Source organism: Clostridioides sp. ZZV15-6383 (assembly GCF_020657735.1).
Lineage (GTDB): Bacteria > Bacillota > Clostridia > Peptostreptococcales > Peptostreptococcaceae > Clostridioides > Clostridioides difficile_D.
This window is the reverse complement of record NZ_JAGWCV010000027.1, coordinates 1-25,493: the sequence shown is the minus strand read 5'-3', so window position 1 is coordinate 25,493 and position 25,493 is coordinate 1. Positions and strand designations below refer to the sequence as shown.

General features: G+C 26.6%; 24 protein-coding genes. 5 read left to right on the top strand and 19 right to left on the bottom strand.

Translation table 11 applies throughout. The features are described from left to right. Positions 1-4: 4 nt before the first annotated feature. From KGF42_RS11305 to KGF42_RS11235, 15 genes are all read right to left on the bottom strand, one after another. Positions 5-706, bottom strand: coding sequence for a hypothetical protein (locus KGF42_RS11305; protein ID WP_227826339.1), 702 nt, complete (start codon positions 704-706; stop codon positions 5-7). Between the two features lie 33 nt (positions 707-739). Beyond that, the gene (locus KGF42_RS11300; protein ID WP_227822580.1) at positions 740-1,483 is read right to left on the bottom strand and encodes an aminotransferase class IV; all 744 of its coding nucleotides are present in this window, start codon (positions 1,481-1,483) and stop codon (positions 740-742) included. Beyond that, positions 1,473-2,822, bottom strand: coding sequence for an aminodeoxychorismate synthase component I (gene pabB, locus KGF42_RS11295; RefSeq protein WP_227822581.1), 1,350 nt, complete (start codon positions 2,820-2,822; stop codon positions 1,473-1,475). The genes KGF42_RS11300 and pabB overlap by 11 nt, the downstream gene beginning before the upstream one ends. A gap of 1 nt (position 2,823) precedes the next feature. Then, positions 2,824-3,408, bottom strand: coding sequence for an aminodeoxychorismate/anthranilate synthase component II (locus KGF42_RS11290; RefSeq protein WP_107594045.1), 585 nt, complete (start codon positions 3,406-3,408; stop codon positions 2,824-2,826). Between the two features lie 23 nt (positions 3,409-3,431). After that, a complete protein-coding gene (locus tag KGF42_RS11285; RefSeq protein WP_054273424.1) occupies positions 3,432-4,151 on the bottom strand; it encodes a polysaccharide deacetylase family protein in 720 nt (239 codons plus the stop codon). A gap of 27 nt (positions 4,152-4,178) precedes the next feature. Next, a complete protein-coding gene (locus KGF42_RS11280; RefSeq protein ID WP_227826338.1) occupies positions 4,179-5,243 on the bottom strand; it encodes a CAP-associated domain-containing protein in 1,065 nt (354 codons plus the stop codon). Between the two features lie 141 nt (positions 5,244-5,384). Continuing rightward, the gene (locus KGF42_RS11275) at positions 5,385-6,194 is read right to left on the bottom strand and encodes a hypothetical protein (protein WP_227826337.1); all 810 of its coding nucleotides are present in this window, start codon (positions 6,192-6,194) and stop codon (positions 5,385-5,387) included. 241 nt (positions 6,195-6,435) lie between these two features. After that, positions 6,436-7,302, bottom strand: a complete 867-nt coding sequence (locus KGF42_RS11270; RefSeq protein WP_054269924.1) for a YitT family protein — start codon at positions 7,300-7,302, stop codon at positions 6,436-6,438. Between the two features lie 524 nt (positions 7,303-7,826). Beyond that, on the bottom strand, positions 7,827-8,516 hold the full coding sequence (locus KGF42_RS11265) for an LrgB family protein (protein ID WP_054273420.1): 690 nt from the start codon (positions 8,514-8,516) through the stop codon (positions 7,827-7,829). Then, entirely contained in the window at positions 8,509-8,880 is a 372-nt protein-coding gene (locus tag KGF42_RS11260; RefSeq protein ID WP_003419862.1) for a CidA/LrgA family protein, read from the bottom strand. Before KGF42_RS11260 ends, KGF42_RS11265 begins: the two co-directional genes overlap by 8 nt. Before the next feature lie 180 nt (positions 8,881-9,060). Further along, positions 9,061-10,407, bottom strand: coding sequence for a tetratricopeptide repeat protein (locus KGF42_RS11255; RefSeq protein WP_227826336.1), 1,347 nt, complete (start codon positions 10,405-10,407; stop codon positions 9,061-9,063). 180 nt (positions 10,408-10,587) lie between these two features. Continuing rightward, the gene (locus KGF42_RS11250; RefSeq protein ID WP_003419857.1) at positions 10,588-11,181 is read right to left on the bottom strand and encodes a GAF domain-containing protein; all 594 of its coding nucleotides are present in this window, start codon (positions 11,179-11,181) and stop codon (positions 10,588-10,590) included. Positions 11,182-11,245: 64 nt separating this feature from the next. After that, complete coding sequence (locus KGF42_RS11245) at positions 11,246-12,709, bottom strand: VanW family protein (protein ID WP_227826335.1); 1,464 nt, start codon at positions 12,707-12,709, stop codon at positions 11,246-11,248. Between the two features lie 123 nt (positions 12,710-12,832). Further along, a complete protein-coding gene (locus KGF42_RS11240; protein WP_227826334.1) occupies positions 12,833-14,224 on the bottom strand; it encodes a UbiD family decarboxylase in 1,392 nt (463 codons plus the stop codon). A gap of 165 nt (positions 14,225-14,389) precedes the next feature. After that, entirely contained in the window at positions 14,390-14,638 is a 249-nt protein-coding gene (locus KGF42_RS11235; RefSeq protein WP_306800924.1) for a hypothetical protein, read from the bottom strand. Positions 14,639-14,902: 264 nt separating this feature from the next. Here KGF42_RS11235 and KGF42_RS11230 point away from each other — a divergent pair, with 264 nt between their 5' ends. Beyond that, a complete protein-coding gene (locus tag KGF42_RS11230) occupies positions 14,903-17,032 on the top strand; it encodes a peroxiredoxin (protein ID WP_227826333.1) in 2,130 nt (709 codons plus the stop codon). A 227-nt stretch (positions 17,033-17,259) separates the two neighbouring features. Here the strand turns inward: KGF42_RS11230 and KGF42_RS11225 are convergent, their stop codons facing one another. Both KGF42_RS11225 and KGF42_RS11220 read right to left on the bottom strand, forming a co-directional pair. Beyond that, positions 17,260-17,859 carry a viroplasmin family protein gene (locus KGF42_RS11225; RefSeq protein WP_054273415.1) on the bottom strand — a complete coding sequence of 200 codons (600 nt, stop codon included), beginning with the start codon at positions 17,857-17,859 and terminating at the stop codon, positions 17,260-17,262. A gap of 17 nt (positions 17,860-17,876) precedes the next feature. Continuing rightward, the gene (locus tag KGF42_RS11220; protein WP_227826332.1) at positions 17,877-20,996 is read right to left on the bottom strand and encodes a helicase C-terminal domain-containing protein; all 3,120 of its coding nucleotides are present in this window, start codon (positions 20,994-20,996) and stop codon (positions 17,877-17,879) included. Positions 20,997-21,218: 222 nt separating this feature from the next. Here KGF42_RS11220 and pdaA point away from each other — a divergent pair, with 222 nt between their 5' ends. Next, a complete protein-coding gene (gene pdaA / locus KGF42_RS11215; RefSeq protein WP_227826331.1) occupies positions 21,219-22,043 on the top strand; it encodes a delta-lactam-biosynthetic de-N-acetylase in 825 nt (274 codons plus the stop codon). Positions 22,044-22,139: 96 nt separating this feature from the next. Here pdaA and KGF42_RS11210 read toward each other — a convergent pair whose 3' ends face one another. After that, positions 22,140-22,925: a GNAT family N-acetyltransferase gene (locus KGF42_RS11210; RefSeq protein WP_227826330.1), complete on the bottom strand. Its 786-nt coding sequence runs from the start codon at positions 22,923-22,925 to the stop codon at positions 22,140-22,142. Between the two features lie 162 nt (positions 22,926-23,087). After that, a complete protein-coding gene (locus KGF42_RS19870) occupies positions 23,088-23,222 on the bottom strand; it encodes a hypothetical protein (RefSeq protein WP_054273412.1) in 135 nt (44 codons plus the stop codon). 229 nt (positions 23,223-23,451) lie between these two features. Between KGF42_RS19870 and KGF42_RS11205 the strand changes: the two genes are divergently transcribed. The 3 genes from KGF42_RS11205 (at position 23,452) to KGF42_RS11195 (ending at position 25,341) form a co-directional block, all read left to right on the top strand. Continuing rightward, positions 23,452-23,817, top strand: coding sequence for a winged helix-turn-helix transcriptional regulator (locus tag KGF42_RS11205; protein WP_054273411.1), 366 nt, complete (start codon positions 23,452-23,454; stop codon positions 23,815-23,817). A gap of 78 nt (positions 23,818-23,895) precedes the next feature. Continuing rightward, positions 23,896-24,450 (top strand): cysteine hydrolase family protein, encoded by a 555-nt coding sequence (locus tag KGF42_RS11200; RefSeq protein ID WP_227822590.1) that lies wholly within the window; start codon positions 23,896-23,898, stop codon positions 24,448-24,450. Positions 24,451-24,666: 216 nt separating this feature from the next. Further along, complete coding sequence (locus KGF42_RS11195) at positions 24,667-25,341, top strand: MgtC/SapB family protein (protein ID WP_054273409.1); 675 nt, start codon at positions 24,667-24,669, stop codon at positions 25,339-25,341. The last annotated feature ends 152 nt before the right edge of the window (positions 25,342-25,493 follow it).

The following is a 25,493-nucleotide window of genomic DNA, read 5'->3' as shown; positions in this document are numbered from 1 at the left end:
GTGACTAGAAGATTAGTTTTATAACCTCTTTTGTCTCAATTTCTTTAAAAATATAATTATAAACATCTAAAAGTTTTTGATAATCATAGTTTTCACTTACTCTTGATACTAGTTCAAAAAGCTCATTGTTTTCTTTTTTCAAAACTTTTAGTAATTTTTTATCTTTTGGTACCCATTTATCATTTATATTAAAGTACCCAATTATTATATCTTTTAAATATAAATTCGTCAAAAAATGATATTCAAAAACATCAAATTTTTCTTTATTTTTTAAATTTGATATTTTTGCTTTAATATCTTGTTTTAAAAAAGACTTTTCTTCCAGTGACATTTTATTAGGACCATTTAGGTAAATATTTCTACTTATCTCTTTTATAGCGTTTGATATATTTCCATTATCAAATAGTACTTTAGCATCTTTCATCTCTTTAATAAAGAAGTACTCTCTATCTGATAATAATTTTTTTACACCATCTTTTGAAAAGTAATTTATATCAAATTCTATTCCCTTTTTTTCAAACAACACTCGCTCTTGTTTTTCCCCTTCTTTTACAAAAACGAATACATCAATATCGTTTATTTCTACATCATAAAGAGTAAAATCTACGTATTTACTAGAACCCACCAAATACACTGCTAAAGTGTTTTGGTTTTCTATTATTTTAGTTATCTCTTCATTATATACTTCATAAATACAACCTATCATTTTTTGTCTCCAATAAATTGTTAATATTTTAATTTATTCTAATAATTCTACTATTTTATCAAAAATAACATTTTCTTTATTAAATTTTATTTTGTCAATTTCTGTAACCTTCATAGCGCCCATAAGACTATTTGTGACAAAAACAAAATCAAAACTACTAATTTCTAACATATTAATTTCATTTTCTACCAACTCTATATGTAATTCGTCACAAATCTTTATAATCCTTTTTTTTATTATTCCATTTAATATTGGTAATTTACCACTAGGAGTGTACACTCTTTCTCCTTTTATGAAAAATATATTGCTCATAGAACATTCTAGTATTACACCATCTGAGTTTACAAATATACCATCATTATAACCATCTTTATTTGCAACATTTTTGGTATATATATTTTCAAAATAATTAGTAGTCTTATGTCTATGAATTAAACTATTCCCTCTAACTATTGGTGATATAGTTAATCTAAACCCCTTATCATAGGTCTCTTGATTATATGGAATATCCCTAATAGATATATTATAACCTTCATCAAAAACGGTAATTCTAAGTGCTTTATTAATAACATTTTCTTTTTTTATATATGTAACAATTTCATTTATCAATAAATCTTTTTTATAGTTTATATCTAAATCTAAGCATTTTATTGAACTTAGCATTCTTTCTATATGGATATTTAAATCTATTGGTATGCCATTTTTAACTTTAATAGTTTCAAACAAACCAATTCCAAATTTACTTAAACTACTATCAAAACCTACACTATTCTTCATAATATCCCCTCAAAGCCTTCATTATAGATTTTGCTTTATCAAGTGTTTCTTGATATTCTTCATCTGGGTCAGAATCCCAAGTCATTCCTCCTCCAACTTGAAAGTAGACTTTTTTATCATTTTTAATTATTGTTCTAATCGCTATATTAAAATCCATATCACCATTAAAACCTATATACCCTATTGAACCAGTATACACATTTCTTTGTGTTGGCTCTAATTCATCTATAATTTCCATCGCTCTAATCTTAGGTGCTCCTGTTATAGACCCCCCTGGAAAAGTTGCTTTTATTACATCAGTAGCATCTTTATCATCTTTTAGCTCACCTACAACTGTTGAAACTAAGTGATTTACATTTGCATACGGTTCAATTACAAACAATTCTGGAACTTTTACACTTCCAGTTTTAGATATTCTGCCAATATCATTTCTTTCTAAATCTACTATCATAAGTAGTTCGGCTCTATCTTTTTCACTATTTTTAAGTTCTTGTTGAAGTTTTAAATCCTCTTCTTTATTTTTACCTCTTGGACGAGTACCTTTTATTGGTCTAGTTTCTATTTTCTTATTAACACATCTTATAAATCTTTCTGGAGAATTTGATAATATGTGTGCATCTTCAAAGTTTAAAAATGCTCCAAATGGCGCTGGGCTAAATCTTCTTAAATCTCTATATAATTCAAAACTTGTAAGTTCTGTTTCTCCACTAAACCTTTGTGTTAAATTAGCTTGGTATATATCTCCTTGTCTTATGTACTCTCTAACACTTTGAACTGCATTTTTAAATTCTTCTTTTGTAAAGTTAGATTTAAGCCTTATAGGTTTTACCTCTTTTTCTTGATAGCATATGCTATCTATACCTTTTTTCTCTTCTTTTAATATTTTTTGTTCTATGTAGTCAATTATCTTTTCTTCTAATTTTATATCTATATTTGGAGTAGCTATGTAAGTTTTTTCCATAAGATGGTCTATAACTATTACATGATTATAAAATCCAAAATACATGTCAGGCATACCAATATCATCTATAGTAGTTCTAGGTAATTTTTCTATATAATTACCTAAATCATAAGATAAATATCCTACAGCCCCTCCTACAAATGGAAGGTTAGTATCATTTGTAATCCTATATCTATCTAGTTCCTCTTTTAAAACTTCTAAAGGATTTTCATCAGTATTTTTATATTTTAATACCTTAAATGGTTGGCTACTTATAAAAGAATATCTTCCCAATTTTTCTTTATCCATAGCACTATCTAATATAAAACTGTCACGTTCATTTCTAAAAATAGTAAATATCTCAAAAGAATTCAGTTTAGTATTTATCTCTCTTATCATATTACATATGTATCCTTTCTCTAGCTTCTGTTATAAAGTTTTTCAGCATTTCATGACCATACTCTGACAAAATAGCTTCTGGATGGAATTGCACTCCTTCTATTAAGTAGTCCTTATGTCTAATTCCCATTATTTCACCTTTATCAGTAGTTGCTGTAACTTCTAGTTCTTTAGGAACTGTATTAGAATCAATTATTAGTGAATGATACCTAGTGACATTTAAAGGATTTTTAAGTCCACTGAAAACTCCTTTATTAATATGGTTTATACTGTATACTTTTCCATGTACAGGCTGTTGTGCCTTTATAATATCTCCTCCAAAAACATGTCCAATAGTTTGGTGACCCAAACAAATTCCTAATATAGGCTTTTTCCCTTTAAAATACTCAACAATGTCTATACAAATACCAGCTTCTTTTGGAGAACATGGTCCTGGAGATAATACAATTACCTCTGGATTTAGTTCTTCAATATCCCTTATTTTGATTTCATTATTTCTTTTTACTACAACTGTTTCCCCTAATTCTTCTATATATTGTACTAGGTTATATACAAAAGAATCATAATTGTCTATCATTAAAATCATACTATAAATCTCCCCCCTAAAAACTATTTTATTAATTCAGAAACTGTTACAAATTTAAAGCCTTTTTCAATCATTTTTGGGATAAACATATCTAAAGCTTCAACTGTATCATTAGTCGCATAATCATGTAAAAGTATTATATCTCCATTTTGTACTTTTTTAATTATTTTATCTGCAATACTATTAGCACCTGGATTTTTCCAATCCTTCACATCTACACCTGTCCATAAAATAACTTTATAGTCATGCTTCTTTGCAATTTCTATTAGGTCCTTTTCTCTATAACTTCCAAATGGTGGTCTAAATAATGTCGGTTTTTTCCCAGTTACTTCCTTTAAAATATCTTCACACTTAATAATCTCCTCTTCTATCTGACTAGAACTTAAATTACTTATATCAGGATGATTAAAAGTATGATTTCCTATCTCATGTCCTTCTTTACTTGCTCTTACTAGTGGTTCTTTATACCATTTTGCATGCTTTCCAGCTATAAAAAAGGTAGCTTTTACATTGTATTTCTTTAATACATCTAAAACTTGACTAGTTTCTTTAGGATGAGGACCATCATCAAAGGTAATTGCTACTAATTTTTTTTCCCTTGAACCATGCTTAATCAAAACATTTCCATTAGTATCCATCATCAAAGCAGAAACTTTACTAAAATTAGATATTAGTATTATTCCACAAAACAAGACTACTGCTATTAAACACTTATATACTGTCTTTTTTTTCCATGATGTCATTTTTAAACTTCCTTTCAAATATTTTAGTTATTTATAAAAGTTTTGAGTGTAATATATTTTATAACTTCCTCCAAATATTACTCCAACTCCAATATTATTATAATTCCCTAAAATATTTTTTCTATGTCCTTCAGAATTCATCCAAGCTTCATGTGCATATATTGCATTAATCTGTCCTGCTGCTATGTTTTCTCCAGCTGAAGTATATACTATCCCTTCTCTTTTCATTCTGTCAAATGGAGTTTCATTATTCTTATTTATATGGTCAAAAAAATTATTATCTCTCATATCTTCACTATGTTTTATTGAACTCAAAGTTGCCTGTTCACTGTATTTAAGCGAGTTTAATCCTCTTTGATTTCTAACACTATTTACAAGGTCTATAACTTCAAGTTCAAAACATTTTTTAAGTTCTTCTCTATCATCTGGATATAAATTTTTAAACTCATCTTCAGTACTTTTATCAATTATTAAATATGAACAAACTCTATTTTCTTCATGAATATCGTAGAAAATTGTAATATACTTACCTTCTTTACTTATTATATCATATTGATTTTCTGAGTTTATTATATATCTAGTATTTCCTTTTCTCTTATATTTTAATGGTGTAATCTTAGTTCTCACTGTCTGTCTATCTTGATTTATTTTTATATCTTGATTTTCACATGAATTCATAGAATTACTGTAAAGTGCCACTACTTCATCATTTTCAAGCCCAACCATTGCAAATTCTTTTCCATATTGATTATATATATACCAATCAAAACCATATTCACTAGTATCAATTCTACCAGGTTTGCCAATACTTGATAAAACTTGACTTAAATTATCTCCTAAACTTATTTTTTCAAAGTTCTTTATATCTGATTCTCCTAAGTTTTCCTCTTCAGCATTATTTGATTGTAAATTTTGATTTTTTTCTTTTTTCTCTTTCTTAGAATTATCATTTATATTTATCTTTTCTAAAAATTCATTCCATATTTCACTTTGAAAAAATTTTTCTTTTAAATCATATCCTTCTTCTAATAATTCAGGACTATAAAATAAAACAATAAGTATCACTAACACTAAAGCAATTAATTTCTTCAATATACCCCTCCTTTGTAAAATAAATCAAAAATTTTAATATTATATTCATTACGCTAATATTGATAATGTATACTAATCAATATCATTTATACCTATCTACAGTAAGTATTAGAAAAAAGCTTTACCTACTAATAGATAAAGCTACAGTCTTAAAGAAAATATTTCATCTAATGTTCTATCAAAGATAGATGGCTTATCGAATTTCCAAGTCCCTTCATAAACCAATTCATTATTTAGATAAAAAGTTCCTTGCCCATGTTTTTTTCCATGCATAAATTCGCCTACATATTTTTTACCTTTTTCCCATATATAAGTTCCCTTACCATGAACCAAATTATTCTTCCATTCTCCTTCATAAAGTATTTCACCTTCACTATTGTAGCAAATGCCATACCCTTCCATCTTTCCAACTTTAAACTCACCTGCGTATATACATCCGTCACTCCACTTATAAATACCTTTTCCATCTTTTTTCCCATTTTTCCAAGTTCCAATATACTCATCTTTGCTATTATACAACATATTTCCAACACCATTCATCATATCTTCCTCAAAATGACCTACATACTCATTTCCATTTGAAAATACAAAGTTTCCTTTTCCATTTTTCTTATCTTGTTTGAATTCTCCGATGTACTCCATAACTGTTCCTTCATCAACAAAAAAAGTATATGAGCCTTGACCTTCCATCTTTCCCTCTAAAAATTTGCCTACATACACATCCCCATTTGAAAATTTATATATTTTATTTCTTGGCTTTTTTGTATCAACATCATCTATATCACGTATTGTTTTTCCTTCTAACTCTAATACTTCATTTTCTGGAGCAAAATCGCCCTTTTTTAAAACACGCTTCTTCATGTTCTTTATACTTTTAATCTCTTTGTTTACTTCATTTATATATTTCAAATAATTATCATACAAATTAACATATTCTTTAGATAAATTCATAATGCCATTCCTCCAACGTTATTCCTAGATATTTTACTAAATCTATTAAATTTATTATATCCTAATAGTGGTCATGTTTTCTACATATTGAGTAATTTTTTCAATTTTAATTTTAAAATGATATCTTTTAAAGTGATACACAAATCATTAATAAAACCTTTATTTTCATATACTAAATTTAAATAAGCTGAGAATTATAATATACAAATTCATATTATAGACTCTCAGCTTGTAAAATTTTCTATAAATCTTTTGCTTTAAACCCTCTTCCTTTTACCTCTGTAACATCATTTACAGATATAAAAGCTTTTTTGTCGTACTTCAAAGCTATATCTTTTATCTTTGGTATCTCATTTGATGACACTATTGTATATATAATCTTCTTTTTTTGATGAGTGTATGCACCCTCTGCATCTAAAAAAGTTACACCTCTAACTAAACTCTTCATTATATCTTCTGCTATTAAATCGACTTCATTTGACATTACCATAACAGATTTTTGATAATTCATTGCATCTTTAATAAAACTCATTGAATAAGCATTTAAAAATAGACCTATAAGAGTGTATAATGCTAAATCTAACCCAAATAAAAAACTTCCTGTAAGTACTATCAAACCATTTATTGCTAAAGCAGTATCTTTCATTTCTATATTCTTCTTAATTTTTAGTATAGCAGCTATTATATCTGTACCACCTTGGGAAGACCTAGTTCTAAATACAACCCCAACTCCTAAACCAGACAATATACCACCATATACACTTTGAAGCAATATATCATGTATAGGTATAATCTGACTTATTTCCTGAGTTGCACCTAATAATAATGAAAATACAATCATATTTACTAAACTTGAAATACAAAACTCTTTTTCAAGGTATATGAACCCTAAGATAAATATTGGAATATTGATTAAAAATGTTAATAGACCCACATTTATATTTGTTAAATAGTTTATAGATGTTGCTATACCTGTAGCACCTCCACTAAGTAGATGTGCTGGTCTTAAGAACCCATTTATACCTATAGATGTCATCAACATCCCAAATAACATTGTTGAATATCTTAAAACTGGATGTTTTTGTAGGGTATTCTTAACTTCACTCATTTCTTTCTCCCTTCAATCCTTTTAAATCTTTAGAATTTTAAAAACTTATTTTTACATATATTATATTATTCCTGATGTAATAGATAATATTTCAAATAAATTTTTTTATATAATTTCTTGAACTGTTATCTATTACATCATCTATTATAGTATCTTTTTCATATATGTCTAGTGCAATTTTTACTATTCTAATCTTTAAAAACGTTCAAATCATCTCATTTATGCTTTAAATGAAACTTTTTCTAGCATGATATGATACTACTTATTATTTAACTTGCAATATAGTAAATTTATAGTATTTTTTTCTAAATATCCATTTTAACAGTAATTTATTTTATTTTAGCAAATTTAAACTTAATAATTGTCTGTTCATAATTAATTCCTAAATGAAATTTTTGTTTTTATAATTTCAGTACATGATTTTTTTATTTCATTATTTGCATTTTTTTCATTCAGTTTTACCTTAAAATTTTTTTATTTTATTTTGTTTTAGGTATTCAATGTACTGATTTTAATTTTATTTTTTATATAAAATTCATTATAATAGGTATTAATATTACTGTAATTGTCCCAGAAACCCCAATAGAAACACCACTCATAGCTCCCTCTACTTCTCCAAGTTCAAAAGCTTTTGTAGTTCCTAGAGCATGTGCAGACGTTCCAAGGGCAATTCCTTTAGCAACTGGATGATTTATATTTCCAAGTTTGAATACTGTAGAAGCAACCATACCACCAAAAATACCTGTAAAAATTATGGCCACAACTGTTATTGATTCTACACCATTTAAAGAATTTGCTAAAGATATTCCCATTGGTGTTGTTATAGATTTGGGAATCAGTGAATTTATTATACTTACATCTGAATTAGCTATTTTACCAATTATCAATACAGATACAAAAGAAATAACTATACCACAACCTATTCCTGCAATAATCTCAAACATATGCTTTTTAAATAATTCAAATTGTTTATAAAGTGGAACTGCAAGTACTACTGTAACAGGACCTAAAAAGAAATTTAGACTATCTGCTCCTATCTTGTAGTTCTCATAAGGAATTTTAGATATACTTAAAAATAATATTATCCCTATGATTGCAATTAATAAGGGATTGCACAGGGGATTACTTGTTTTTCTTTGAATATATCTCCCTAAATTAAAAAATACTATTGTTACTATTATACCAAATACTGGCGTCTGTAATACGTTATACATTTTTTTGTCCTTCTTCCTTCTTTTTTATCATCTTTTCCACTATAATTCCAGTCGTATACATTACTATTAGTGTACTTAAGCATATGACAAGTAAAAGCACTAATACATTTTCTCTTATTAGGTCTAATGACTTTATAAGTGATACACCTGCTGGTATAAAAAATATAGCCATATTGTCAAGGAAAAATCCACTTACATTTTCTATGCTACTTAAATCTAAGACTTTAAATTGTAGTAGTAGAAATAATAATAGCATACCAACTATACTCCCAGGAATAAGTATAATTCCCTGTATAAAGGAACTTATGTACTCTCCTATTACCCATATAGATAAAATTATTACTAATTGATTGAAAACTTTCATCTTCCACCTCCAAAAATTAAAGAGATTGCTTCAAATCATATATTTGTAGTTTTATCAACAAGCAAATATCTTTCTTTAAATAGAAAGTTCTAATTTGATACAATCTCTTTTTAAATTTATTTTTATTTTAATTTAATAAAATACATACTTGGTTGTTTCAAAAAACTTAACTATATAAACCTATTTTTCACTTAAAATCTCTTTTATTTTTGAATTGTTATACATACTGTCTGGAACTTCACTTCTTAAACTATAAAAAGTTTGTTGTGCATTTTTTAAATCACCATTATTATAATAAAGCATACCAAGTTCATAATATGAGTCATCATAATACTGGTCATGTTTAGTGTAAGTATTTATATACTTTTTGTAATATTTTATAGCTTCATCCTTATTTCCCAATAACTTATTCGTTATTGCTAATTGATATATTGATTCAGAAATATATTTTTTAGTTTTTCCAGAAGAGACTATACTTTTAAAATTATCTATAGCTTTTTCATATTCTTTATTTTTCTTTAAATCTAAAGCTTGATAATATAAATCTTCCTCACCAGTTACAGTTATCTCTTTTTCTGGTTCTTTATTTTTAACCTCATTTAATTCCTTGTTCGTTTTTTCTAATTTTTTACTCGTTTCTCCTAGCTTTTTATCAGTTTCATTTAATTTTTCCTCTTTACTACTTATTTGGTTATTTAAATTTTCTATTCTCTTTTTGCTTTGAATCAGATATACACCCATACCTATTAAAACAAAAATAATTATAATATATGGTAAAATGTTTTTCTTTCTTTTTACTTTTTTTACCTCTTCCTTTTTACTAGTATCTTCTTTTTCTTCTTCATCTTTTTCAAATATTGGATTATCTTTATCTAGCTCTTTAAGCCTATCTAAATATCCTTCTCTTTTTTTTACATTCCCTAGTTTATCATACAACAAAGATAAAATTACATATGGCTCTATTAGTTCAGGTTCTTCTTCAACTATATTCTCTAAAATATGTATTGACTCATAATTTAATTCTTCATTTATGAATCTTATAGAATGATTGTACCTTCCTAAAAAAGTTTTAAAATCTTCAGATGAAATTAGATTTACATATTTTCTAGATATATGATTATTTTCATAACATAAAGCAGTATAAAAACTCTCAAAGGACTTAGCAAAATCACATTTTAATAACTTCAAAAGACCTCTAAGATTTAATATATCTATATCTTTAGGATTTATCTCTAAAGCTTTGTTAACCATATTAATGGCACTAGTTACATAATTTTTATATGCTAAATCTAATGCATTATTATATCTTTTATATGATTCTAACTTTAACTCCTTTGATGTTGTGTCTGACTTTGAATTTAAAGCTCCCTGTAAATTTAATAAAGTTTCTTCTTTATAATTTGTAGTCACATAACTCTGTTTTAATGCTTTTAATGTTTCATCACCGTCTTCTTCTTCTATATTAAAAAAAGTCAAATCACTTTTATTATCTTCTATCAAAGATATATCTAAAATTTTTCTAGGCATGTTTTCTATATCTTGTTTTATATCTTTAACTAAAATAACACTCACCTCCACTCTAAAATATATATTTAAGATAACATATTTAATATATCAAGTCAAAACTATACATATTTTGCCATTGTTCTCATAATAAAAAAGGTAATCCTCTTCTTTTATGAAAAGGTTACCTCTTTTTCAATACTATTAACTTTTAATGTTGAATTTTTTTACTTTTCTATAAAGTGTAGCTATGCCTATATTTAAGGCTTCAGCTACTTTTTTCATTCCTTCTGTGTTACTTCCATACTTTTTTATAGCATTTTCTATAGCTTCCCTCTCAAGGTCATCTATGGTCTTAACTTCTTGTTTATATAATTCATCTAGTTTAAAAGATATTAAGTCAGACATACTCCTTACAAATGCAGTTAACTCCTTGTCTTTTGAAAGTATCTTTTCTTTTTGCTCTTCATTAAATGCAGCTATACCCAAGATTCCAAGTATATGCTCTCCCATTTTAACAGGAGTACATATATCAGCTAATTCTTTGCAATTTTCTCTATTTGCACATTTATTACAGTTCTCTTCTATTTCCTTATTTATAACATAGGATTTTCCATCTTTTAAAACAAGAGAGTATACAGATTTCTCTGATATTGTTTCTCCTATTTTACCTCTGAATATTCCTGTACCTGCTATCCTAGTTAAATCTTTTGTAACTAAAGTAACATCTACATCTAATACATTAGAAATATTCTCGCAAATACTTTGAACGTAATTCGTTATATTATTTAAATTCAAAGTAATCCCTCCTATTTAGATTTATATTTTTTAATACTCTACATAAATCCTATTCTTGAGAACTTTAAGCTTGCGGTTGTGGTGGTGTCTCATTAGGCTTATTATCAGTTGGTGGTGTTTCTGGTTTTTGTTGATTATCAGTATTTTGATTATTCGTGTTTTGGTTATTTTTATTTTCGTTTGGCTTTTCCTCTGGCTTTGGTTCCATAGTCCCAACTAATATAATACCTTCCTTCTTAGGATAATATGAATTAGCTATTTTTTCAGTTTTAATTTTCTTACCATTTGCATCATTAAATGTTCTATATGTAGATACAGAATATGCATTTCTTCCACTCTTATCTACTTTTTCTTTGCCTTTAGGCATTGTAGAGTCATTAACCCTTTTCATGGTAGTTTGTGAAACACCATCTAATTTTGTTGATATTGTTATGTTTTGTTTATCTTCTGCACTTCCATATATGTTGCAAACAATTTGATTCCCTGAAACGTAATTTTTTATGTAAACTGGATGTTTTAGATTATTTTTAAATAAGAAATCTATTCCACTATCTGCAACAGTTGCATCTCTTCCCTTTGGAACATAACTTGATGGTATTGTATGATTTTTTACATTAACAATTTCTAGACCTGCGTATAACACAGAATTATATAATGTTGATGAAACTTGACAAACGCCTCCACCATAGTCTTCTTCCATCTCACCTTCCATTATTACAGGTGCACTCTTATATCCATTTTCTTTACTTCTTTTACCTGTATGATTGTTAAATGAGAAAGTTTCTCCTGGCATAAGTAATATATTACTTATATTATCTGTTGCTAATTTTATGTTTATGCTTCTATTTACTTGAGAAGTTTTAAATGTTGTCGAATATTTTCCTAAATTTGTATCTATATTAGCAAGTTGTTCTTTTTTTATCTTTGCTGGAGTAGATTTTACTACCAACTTATTTTTATAATTGCCTTTTTTAGTTTGATTATTAAAACTCTCCATACTCTTAGAAACATCCATTTTAAGACCATCAGAATCTGGTACAACTTTTACTTTTTCACCACTTATATCAAGCGTTGCATCTTTTACATCTACATCTATTTCTTTTGCTATTTTTTCCATTTCTGCTTTTAACTTGTTTTTGTCATAATTTATCACTACTACTAAGTTGCTCTTTTTTCCAAAATTTGCTGAAATAGTTTTTGATAAATTCCCAAAGAAACCACTCTTTCTATTTAAATTATATGCATTTTCTACTGTTTTATCCAGGTCAGTAGATAAATTTAAATCTTTGCTTTTCACTTTCCAACTTCTATCATTGTAGTTAAACTCAACTCTCTCTAACTTGTATTTTTTAGCTAACTCCTGTTTTGCTTGAGATTTAGTTAGTTTTCCAACACTTACTCCATTAACATATGTGTTTTTTACTATTTTCTCTCCTTTAAATTGCATACACATTATGCCTACAAAAATTATTGTTACCAATACTATAGCTCCAATAGCTATAACTAGCTTTTTGTTCACATTGCTCATCCCATACTTCTCCTTACAATAAAATTATTTATATATACCTACTATTATATTACTACATAATGCGCCTTAAAAACCCAAAAATTTTTTAATTATATATTAATTTAACATTATTAATATAATTAATTAATATTCATTTAGTCCATTTTCTGATATGGCATATATTTTTTCATTGTAAATATTAATAGCATAAACCTCTTTTCCTCTAAATAATCCTTTATTTACCACAGCATAATAATAAATATTTTTATATTTCCCAAACAATTCTTCTAAACTCTTTTTACTTTTTACATATCTGTCAGCTTTCTCTATATCTAATATCTCAATCTTTTTATACTTATTTTCTTTTTCATCAAGAGTATTAGTTAATACAAATTTAGCTTTATCTTTTGTAATACCAAATTGATAACTTCCATCTTCTAATATTCTAAAGTACCCATCTCCATAACCTACTTTGTAATCTTTTTTACCATCTTTATATGAATATAAATCTTTAGTTTTTGCACTTACCAATACCTCATTTATTAATTTGTCATACTCATATACTTCAGCATAATAATATTTATTATTTTTTATCATTTGTGGAAGTGAGTTTATAGATAGATTTGCCTTATTTTTCCCACTTTTTTTGGATATTACATTTATAATATCATCAGACGTTAAAGTATACAATGAGAGATTCTTTTTATATTTTTTTTCTAAGCTTTGTACCTTTGCATCATCTGAATAATCTTCTTTTAGATACTCTATATACTGTAATGCTCTTTCATAATCTCCAGAAGTATTTGCCTCTTCAGCCTTACTTATATAGTAATCATACATTTCCTCAACACATTGCTCTTTCCCATTTTGAGCCATATTATAGTATTTTTCGTCCTCTTTTAACACTTTATTATACTTTTCAATAGCTTCATAATACTTATATACTTTTTGGTCTTTTACTGCTGAATCATAAATATCTCTAGATTCTTTGATTGTTTCTATATTTTGTTTGTATACATCTAGGTTACTGCCCATGCCATTTAATATTGAAATAGTGTTTATATAGTTAATGGCAATATCATGAGTGGTATTTTCTTCTTTATACATTTCTCTAACTCTATCAGCTTGAGCTAATAAATCATCCACAGATACATTTATTTTGTTTAGTTCTTTTACTGTGTTTATTAATCCAATAAAACTTTCTTGACTTATATCTCCATCTAAATATTTATCACCACTATTTAATAACAATTTATTTATTTTTTTAGAAACAGACTTATTAAATCTTTCCATTTTTGAATCAGAAAACTTTTTTTCTATACTTGCATAGTAATCAACAGCTATAGAATACTGTCTTTTCTCTATAATTTTTAACAACTCATTAGCTTCATTTCCTACACTAAACTCATTACTACTTAAAAAAAATACTATTATTAAAACAATTACACCTAATGCCGATAATGAAACTGCAACTATAGATTTTCTTTTTTCATCAATAAAATCTACAGCTTTCTCAAATAAATCTCTAAAATTCATTATAGTTCCCTCTCCATTTAGCAATATTTATATTTTATGGTAACCTAAATTTCTTATTGGTTATTATATCATAATTCCTGAAAAAAAATAAAAACACAAGTTAAATCGTGTTTTTATTTTACCTATCAATCATTATTTTATACATAAATATTTCCTTTACATAAATTATGATATCTTTCTTTTTATATCCCTAGAATGACTATTTTGTTTTTTATTAACACTGACATTTTTCATTCTTGTTTTATGTATAGTTTTGCTATCAAATATTTTTCTAGCATTGCATAAAACAATTCCAATTGTTAAACAAACTGTAAGCACGCTTCCCATCAAAAAGTAATAATCCAATCCTATATGTACTCCCATAACTGAATTTATTAATACTAATGCAAAAGTCATTGCAAAACATATCATCATGGAGATAACTAAAATTCTTAGAATTTTTTTCAATCCAATCACCTCGTATAATCGCTAATATTGACACTACCCCTTATCCATTACTATACCAAATTAGTAAAAAAATAGCAATTACTATTGTCACTTTATTAGGAAAATATTAAATCTTTTTAATAAATATCTTTTTTTGACATAAGGATTCCTTAATTTTTAATAAAGTAGTAACACTAATATGTATTAATTAATAGAATAGAATAAATGATAATTTATTGAGGGGTGATTCACATGCCAAATTTGCCAAGTTTAGGATCAAAGGCTCCTGATTTTAAAGCCAATACAACAAACGGCTCTATTAGACTCTCTGATTATAAAGGTAATTGGATTGTTTTATTTTCACATCCTGGTGATTTTACACCAGTTTGTACTACAGAATTTTTATGTTTTGCTAAATATTATGACGAATTTAAAAAAAGAAATACAGAACTAATTGGTCTAAGTGTTGATAGCAATAGCTCACATTTAGCTTGGATGTACAATATTTCTTTACTTACAGGTGTAGAAATTCCATTTCCTATTATAGAAGATAGAGATATGAGAATTGCCAAATTATATGGCATGATATCAAAACCAATGAGTGATACATCAACTGTTCGTTCTGTATTTATTATAGATAATAATCAAATTTTAAGAACAATTCTTTATTATCCACTAACTACAGGAAGAAATATTCCAGAAATACTTAGAATAGTAGATGCACTTCAAACTAGTGATAGAGATAATATAGTTACTCCTGCGAATTGGTTCCCTGGAATGCCAGTGATTTTGCCATATCCTAAAAACTATAAAGAATTAAAAAATAGAGTTAACAGCTGTAATAAGAAATATTCTTGTATGGATTGGTATTTATGCTTTGTACCAGATAATTATAATCATGAAGAATTGAACAAGAAAATTGATAATACTTATGGTTGGAAAACAGAACATACTAAAAACATTGAGAATGAATGTAATTGTGAACATGAACAGCATGACTACACTAACAAAGCTCTTGACTGTAAACAAGAACACAAAACTGACATAAAGGATGATTGTAAGCATGATAAAAAACACAACAAAAATACTAACAAGGCTCACAACTTCAAGCAAGATAAGTTTAAAAATAAATCTTGTGATGAAACAAATTATAACTATGACAAAGACAAATCTTGTGACAAAATAAGCTCTAGCTATGATAAAGAAGATAGTAGTTATGAAGATTTCTATAAGCACAATTATAAAAACTACGATTATACTAGTGAAAAAAATACTAAAAAAATAGCTATGAAGACTTTAAAAGAGTCAAAAAAATTAGTTAGACCACAAATAACAGACCCATACAATCCAATAGTTGAAAATGTAAACTGTCCAGATATCAATCCAATTGTGGCGGAATATGTTCTTGGTAACCCAACTAATGTAGATGCACAATTATTGGATGCAGTTATCTTTGCTTTTGCAGAGATAGACCAGTCTGGCAATTTGTTTATTCCTTATCCTAGATTTTTAAATCAATTACTTGCTCTTAAAGGTGAAAAACCTAGTTTACAAGTAATTGTAGCTATTGGAGGTTGGGGAGCTGAAGGCTTCTCTGATGCAGCATTAACTCCTACATCTAGGTATAATTTTGCAAGACAGGTTAATCAGATGATAAATGAATACGCTTTAGATGGAGTGGATATAGACTGGGAATATCCTGGAAGTAGTGCATCTGGGATAACATCAAGACCTCAAGATAGAGAAAACTTTACACTTTTACTAACTGCCATAAGAGACGTTATAGGAGATGACAAATGGCTTAGTGTAGCTGGAACAGGAGATAGAGGATATATAAATTCAAGTGCTGAAATAGATAAAATAGCTCCAATAATAGATTATTTCAATCTTATGAGCTATGATTTTACAGCAGGTGAAACAGGAGCAAATGGTAGAAAACATCAAGCAAACCTTTTTGATTCTGACTTATCTTTACCAGGATATAGTGTTGATGCAATGGTAAGAAATCTTGAAAATGCTGGAATGCCTTCTGAGAAAATCCTTCTTGGTATACCATTTTATGGAAGATTAGGTGCTACTATAACAAGAACTTATGATGAACTTAGAAGGGATTATATAAATAAAAATGGATATGAATATAGATTTGATAATACCGCTCAAGTTCCATATTTAGTTAAAGACGGAGATTTTGCAATGTCATATGATGATGCTTTATCAATATTCTTAAAAACTCAATATGTTCTTAGAAATTGTCTAGGTGGTGTATTCTCATGGACATCAACTTACGACCAGGCAAATATATTGGCTAGAACCATGTCTATTGGTATAAATGACCCTGAGGTATTAAAAGAAGAACTTGAAGGTATTTATGGGCAATTCTAATAGAATATAAGAAAATTTTATAATTATATAAAAAAGCAGATTTTATTATATTAAATAAGCTGTGTCTAATTAATACTACTATTAATTGTTTCTAAATTAGATACTTATTTTCTCATAATACAATCTGCTTTTTTAATCAAAATTTATTTAATTATAAGTTATTTAATTATAAGTTAAGAGTTTAAATATACTCTTATAGCATCTTACTATGTATAAATAGCTTTTCATTATACACCAATAGCTTTTTTAGCTAATTTATCAGCTTCTTCATTATACTTATTTCCAGAATGTGCTTTAACCTTTGTAAATTTTACATTAAGCTTATTCTTAATACTGTCATAGAAATTTTTATATGCTATAGTTCCTTCTTTATTTGTTTTCCAAACTCCAGTACACCACTTTTCAATACCTTCATAGTCAAAATATAAAATCAAGTTTTGAATGTTATTATCAATACAATATTGCATTGCAATCTTAGAAGCTTCTATCTCCCCAGCTACATTTCTCATTCCTACTAGAGTTTCCTCTTTTCCTTTTTCACTATAGGTTTTTATAACTTCATTATTTTTTAAAATTACAACACCTGAGCCATACATCTTTATTGAATGTTCATAGCTTCCATCTACATACGCTTCTATAAATTCCTCGTCTTCTTTAAAGCTTAGTTTTTCTGACCCATAAATATATTCTTTTGCTTCTTGCAAAGTAGAAAAACTCTTATATTCAGCTCCTGAAAATCCATTTACTTGTTTTTTGCACTCATCCCATGTATTATATACACCTATACTTTTACCTTTTTTTACGGCATAAAACTTTTGTTTTGCCAAATATATCACTCCCACTCTTAGTTTTTATGTTCTTCTCTCATAAATACATCTAAATTTATTAGATAGTTTCTATCAAAATATTTTACTTTCATATCTTTGTTTACAATATCTATATGATACACTTCTCCTTTTACAGCTCTTTGTCTTATATTTTCATTCATATCTTTTCTTATAATATCCTTATCAACATCATTGTTATCTATTTTAGCATCAACATTCAACGCTTTTACAGTATCGAATATAACAGATTTTAGTATTAGACTTCTAGATTTATTGAAATGTTGCTTTATATAAGTATAAAACTCATTGCTATTCACCTTTGAAATTTTACAACCATGTAAATCTTTCTCTAATCTCTTCAGCACACTTATATTAGTTCCTACATCAAAAATCACAAAACATCCATAGTCATATTTACTTCTTAAAATTCTCCCCATAGCTTGCTTTACCTTTATGGTCATTTGAGGATAATTTATAGTATAGTAGTCTATATTATACTTCTTCATTATAGTAAAATACAAAGGGTCTTTTGGACTTAGATTTGGAAGCTTGTCTAAAGTTACACATACCAAACCATCTCCTGGAATATCTACACCCTCAAAACATCCTTTTGAACCAAGTACTACACATTTTCTACTCAAATCATTAAGATGCCTAATACCCTTTTTATCAGCATAAATTTCTAAGTTAAAACCATGTAAATATTTTTTCAATATTTCATAAGTCTTTTCTTGTCTATCTTTACTATTAAAAAGAGCCAAGGTATGACCTTCTGTAATCTGCGATATATTAGATATAATTTTACTCATTTCATTTGGAAATTCAGAATTTCTGTACTCACAAATATCAGAAAATGCAACTACAGAAACTCTATTTTTATAATCAAAAATTGGTTCTATAATCTTTTCCACATTCTTAACTCTGTCTATTCCTAATGTATTTTTAAAATAGGACATACTTTCAGATAAACTCAAAGTTGCAGACAAAAATATTCCTTTCTCTAATTGAGATAAAATATTTTCTTCAAACAAATCTGCTATTTTTAATGGCACTACTCGAAATTCAAAGTCATTATAATTCTTATCAATTTCAACTATTCTTGCATAATCATCCTTTTCATCATACTCCAAAAAGATTTCAAATATAATCTTTATATCCTCTAAATCTCTTGTCTTTGCCTTTCCAAATTTATATACATCTGCTTCTTTATCTATACTATCATCATCGATATTCCTATAAATTGTTATTATTATTGAAACTAAATTTTTTATTATTTTTTCACAGCCTAACTTTATCTTTTCACTATAAGCTCTATAGCTTATTTCAGTATCTACACCATTCTTCGTTAGTTTTCCCACGATTTCATCTATTTGCAAATTTAGTTCCCATCTTAAATTATAATTACTTACACTATTATATTCATTACAACTCCCAAAATTTAATATTGAATCTATCTCTTCAATAATAAGATTTATACTTCTAGCAATTTTTTGTTTATCTTTTATTTCAATTTTTAGTACATTATAAAATTTATCAAAAGCCTTTATTTTCCTCATATTTCTGCTATATTTTTTATATATAAAGCTACTATTTTGAATAAACTCGTAAGGATAAATTTCTTGTAATAGATACCTTAAGGACTTTGAATTTATAATACTTGAAAAGAAATCATATCCTTTTTCAGTCAAATTATGTGCTTCATCTACTATTATATTTTCTAAAGGTTTTTCATCCTTATATGGCCATTTAGCTAATAGTGAATGATTTACTACTGTTATATGTTCATCTTTCAATTCTTCTATTCTATTTTTATATAAGCAATCCTTTTTACATTTTTTAGGTCTGCACATATTTGAGTCACAACTTACATTTCTTAAGTGAATACTTATTTCCTTGAAATTATCAAGCACCAAATAATTTATTTCTTCTATATCTCCATACTTACCACCTTCAACTAACCTCTCTAAAAATATTAAAGATAATATTTCTCCTTTAGTAGGGTTTTGAGATTCATAATCTGCTACATATGTTTCCAGTCTATCTATACAAATATAATTATTTTTACCTTTTATATACCCATAACTTACTTTTCCATTTAGCCCCAAAGAATCTAATACATTTGGAATATCTTTATTTATTAATTGTATCTGCAACTCCTTTGTATCAGTAGAAATTAGTAATCTTTTTTTATTAATTCTAGATTCTAATATAGCAGGCAATAAATATCCTACACTTTTACCTATACCAGTTGGAGCTTCTATACACGCAATTTTTTCTTCATATTCACTATTTCTAAACAACTCCCTTATTGTTTTAGAAAGCTCATATTGACCAGGTCTATACTCATATGTAAATCCTTCTTTATTCTCCCAGATAGTTTTATATTTTAACAATTCTTCATAATTTTTTTCTTCTTCATTTAAAAGTTTTAAGGTTTCTTTTTCTTTTTTACTTTCTTCTTTTGAATTAAATCTCTTGTATTCTTTTTTAACATTTATATTGTTTGATAAATCATAATTTGCCTCCTCTAAAAATTTACTCCATTCCCATGTTGGGAGATTAAATTTTTTAAGATATGAATTTATTTTAAAGCTTAATGGCTCTAAAGTAGTTTTTTCATAACTATTAAATCTTACTAGAAGGCAATTTACAACATTTATTATATCAATAGCATCTGATAAAGCCCTATTTTTCACTTTAGAATTACAATTGGTTAAAGTATTTTTTAAGTATTCTAAGCTATAATCTTTATGATATGGTTCTAAAATAACTGCTAATTCAATTGAATCAATAAATTTGTTTTTTAACTTTGGCATATGATATTCAAAAAACTTTTTTTTCAAACTTAAATCATGACATATAATCAAGCTATCTTCTACAAAATTTATAAGTCTATCTTCTACTTTCTCTATTTCATTAGCTATTTCTAAATCATTTTTATCTAAATTTCTACATATTGAGAATACTTCTATAGGTACCTCAGATTTATTTTTTATTAATGATTGATATGTATCTACTTTCCAATCTTTAACCTTAACAGCTCCAACTTCTAAAATTTCTGAATTTAAATAATCTAATCCACTAACTTCTATATCTAAAAACACAACATCATTCAATACACTTATTATATTATCCATTTTTATATCCCTTCAAGTTAAACCAGCCTAACTTATTTACAATGATTGCTCTTTATATTTTATCATTTATATATACTTTATTTAAGATAATTAATATTAATTTTATATATCTTACAATAAACTTCTTTAATTTATTATTTGTATATATGAATATTTTTAACTATAAATATTCAAACTATATTGTAAGAAATACACTTTAAATTTTAAATAAGAGGTGAAATTGTGAAAAAAGATAGCCTAAAAAAATACATTATGATAGGAATATTTGCTCTAATACTTTTTGGAATTGCTAGTATAAATTTTAAATCATTAGATAAAACAAAAACTCAGATTTCTAACCCAACACTCGATACACATGAATATGATTGGTATTTTAACCCTAGAGAAGATGGTAAACAGCCATCTCCTATAAAAGAAGCAGATTTTTTCAAAAAATATGATGGGTATTATGTAGGAAATCCTAATGAAAAAGTTATATATCTATCATTTGATGCTGGATACGAAAGTGGAAATACTCCAAAATTATTAGATACACTTAAAAAACACAATGCTAAAGCACAGTTTTTCGTAGTTGAAAGTTATATAAAAAGTAATCCAGATTTAATAAAGCGTATGGAAAAAGAAGGACATTTAGTTTGTAATCATTCAAAAAGCCACCCATCAATGGCAGGTATTACAGACTTTGAAAAATTTAAAGAAGAAATTACAAGTGTAGAAAAAGCATATAAAGATGTTACTGGAAAAGAAATGCCTAAATATTTTAGACCACCAATGGGTAAATTTAGTGAACAATCTTTAAAATATACACAAGATTTAGGATATAAATCAATATTCTGGAGTTTTGCCTATGTAGATTGGTATGAAAAGAAACAACCTACTCATGAATTTGCCAAAGATAAAATTTATTCAAGAACACATCCTGGTGCAATAGTTCTACTACATCCAAATTCATCAACAAATACTGAAATATTGGATGAGGTGCTTACACATTGGGAAAAGGAAGGTTATAAACTTAAAACTCTTGATTATTTAAGTAATAAAAAATAATATTATAAATTAAATAAAACTCCATCATGAATTATAGTAAAAATACAGTTATTTATAAATACTTTAATTCTTAATGGAGTTTTTTATTTTTTATAATTATTTAAAAAGTATTGTCCATTCATTTATCTCTTTATATCCTATATTGTGATATATTTTACCTGCTATATCATTGTTATAAAAAAGACATGGAACCTTTCCTTCCAACAACAATTCTTTACTTAAATTGTAAACCATATAACTTGCAAGTCCTTTTCCCCTGTATCTTTTATCTGTACTTACAGATACTACCATTGCCAAAAAACTAGTTTCCATACCAGTTGACACAGTGCTAATCATAGTATCATTATTTTTAATAAAATATGCTCTTGCATTTCCTTCTTTTAAATGCTCTTTTCTTTCTTCTATGTAATTTTGACTTACTTTATAGTCTGAGCTATTTAAAAGCTTCTCTATTTCATCAATATCATTTTCCTTAGCATTTTCTATTTTATACTCCTTCATGTTAGAGAAATCTATTTCTTTTATTTCTTTCAATATACAAAATTTATTATCTAGTTTTTCATAAAAATCTTTATATTTACTTGTCAGCCTATCTATTACACACTTTTTTCCACTTATACTTTCTACATCCAAACTTTTTATATGATTCTTCAGTTCTTCTATATCAAAATCATTTTTTAGACTATAAATTATAAGTGTTGACTTATTCTTTAATATTATAGAAGTTATATTTCCATCTTTTAACTGAAACCATATATCTTGAGAGTGAGAACTAAATCCATAGTTTTCAACATATCCAATTATGAATAAGTTTAAACTTTCTTCATGTGATACATATTGCCAAAATTCTTTTTCCAAAGTATTATCTATTTTTACAATCAAGCATATATCCTCCTTTTGCGTTAATAATGATATACCTTATAATTTATAGTATCATTTAAAATCATTATATTCTACCAAATATTCTTAATCTTTAAAAAATAATTTTAAATTATTTGGTTTATATTAAAGTTATACAGTTAAATAAACTATATACTTAAATATCTATGCAATATGTTCATATTTATTTTTATATTCTGTTATTGCTTCATTCCAAGCTTCTTCTACTGAGATACCTTTCTTATTTGCAATTTTTTGCGCTAGTTCTATTATTTTCATAGCTTTTCTTGATATATTCATATATATTCCTCCTTTAAATTATCATAAATTATTTTAAAATTAAATTTCTATAGTCATGTTGTATATTTATTTACTTATATCTTACTAATTATTTATGTACTAAATGTGAACTAGACTAGAAGAAATTTAGAACTTAATAAAACATAAACTTTATACACAATTCATATATATTTGTCATATCACAAGACAAGTGATATAATTTATTATCATTTTATGGGGGTGATATATTATGAAAATAAGAGATGAATACACATGTCCTCTTGAAATTGTACATGACATAATCAAAGGAAAATGGAAAACTATCCTTGTATTTGAATTAAGACAATCTAATAGAACATTTTCTGAATTGGAACATGGTATTTATGGAATAAATCAAAAAATGTTGATTCAACAATTAAAAGAGTTACGTGAATTTGGGATTATTGATAAAATAAGTTCAGTTGGCTATCCATTACATGTTGAATATTTTCTTACTAACCGTGGTAAAAAAATGTTAAAAGCAGTGGAAATAATGCAAGAAATAGGAATCGAATACATGCTTGAACATGGTCAACAAGAAATTCTAGACAGTAGGGGAATTTGCTACAATAAATAATTCTATACATACCAAAAAGTAAGTAATTTACATTTATTATAATAATATTATAATAAAAAATAGATAGGAGGTATGAACATGTCTATAGCTTTAATATTAATTGATATTCAAAATGATTATTTTAATAATGGAAAATGTGAATTATTTCAATCAGAAGAAACAGCTGAAAATGCTAAAAAAATACTACTGTTCTTTAGAGAAAACAACTTACCAGTTATTCATATAAAGCATATATCAACAGATAAAACAGCTTCTTTCTTTCTTCCTCACACTTATGGTTCAGAAATAAATAAAACTGTTTTTCCACTAGATAATGAAGAAATTATAATTAAACACACACCAGACAGTTTCTTTAAAACAGGTTTACAAAACTTCCTTGAGGAAAAAAATATAACTAATCTGGTTATTTGTGGAATGATGAGCCATATGTGTATTGATACAAGTGTAAGAGCAGCAAAGAAACTTGGATACGACATAACTCTAATAAGCGATGCATGTACAACAAAAAATTTATCTTGGGATAATATAGAAATTCATGCTGACACTGTACATCAAGTATTCATGGCATCATTACAGAATAGTTTTGCAGATGTAAAAAACACAGATACTTTTTTATCTAGTTGTTATAAATAAAAAATATTCACTATGTTAAAAGAGCAAGCTTAATTTATTTAAATTTGCTCTTTAATCATTTAAATTTTAGATACTTTCTATCCTTTTTATATACATAATATACTTTTATCTATTTTATATTCATATATAACTATTATATAAATTTTAAACTTTACTATATTCACATAAAAAATGTAGTATTATAGTATATATAATATATAAGGGGGTGCTAGATAAATGAATAATCATATATTGATTCAATTTGGATATATAGCAAGAATCATTACTGCTGGTTTCTGTGGAGCTTTAATTGGATACGAAAGAAAGAACAGACTAAAAGAAGCTGGAATCCGCACTCATTTTATAGTGGCATTAGCTTCAGCACTTATAATCATTGTTTCCAAGTATGGATTTAATGATATAGTAGGTACTCCAGGTATTGGTCTAGACCCAGCCCGTGTTGCGGCACAGGTTGTCAGTGGAATAGGTTTTTTAGGTGCTGGATTAATATTTATTAGAAATCAATCAGTAAGTGGACTTACTACAGCCGCTGGTATATGGGCAACAGCAGGTACAGGGCTTGCCATTGGTTCTGGATTATACTTAGTTGGCATTGTTTCAAGTATCATTATTGTTATTGTACAGATAACACTTCATAGAGATAGGAAATGGATGAGACTCCCTACAGCAGAGCAAGTTTCTCTTAAGATTTCTAATAGCACTGATTCGATAGAATATATTGAAGATAAATTTAAGCAATCTAATATTGAAATTATAAACATGAATATTAAACGTCTTGATGGAGATTGGTTAGAAGTAGTTATATATACTAAATTACCTAAAGGATACAAAAAAACGAATTTATTAAAATTATTTAGCGACAATCCTCTTATAGAAACTTTAGAAATATAATATAAAAAATGTAAAATCCAAGATAATAATATATTTTGGTTGGATTTGATTTATTTTCTTTTTATCCTATTTATTATCTAATTTGTTGAATTTTAGTTATTTAGTTATAGGAATTTGAATTTCAGTTGTAAATTGTAGTGTTTCCTTTATCT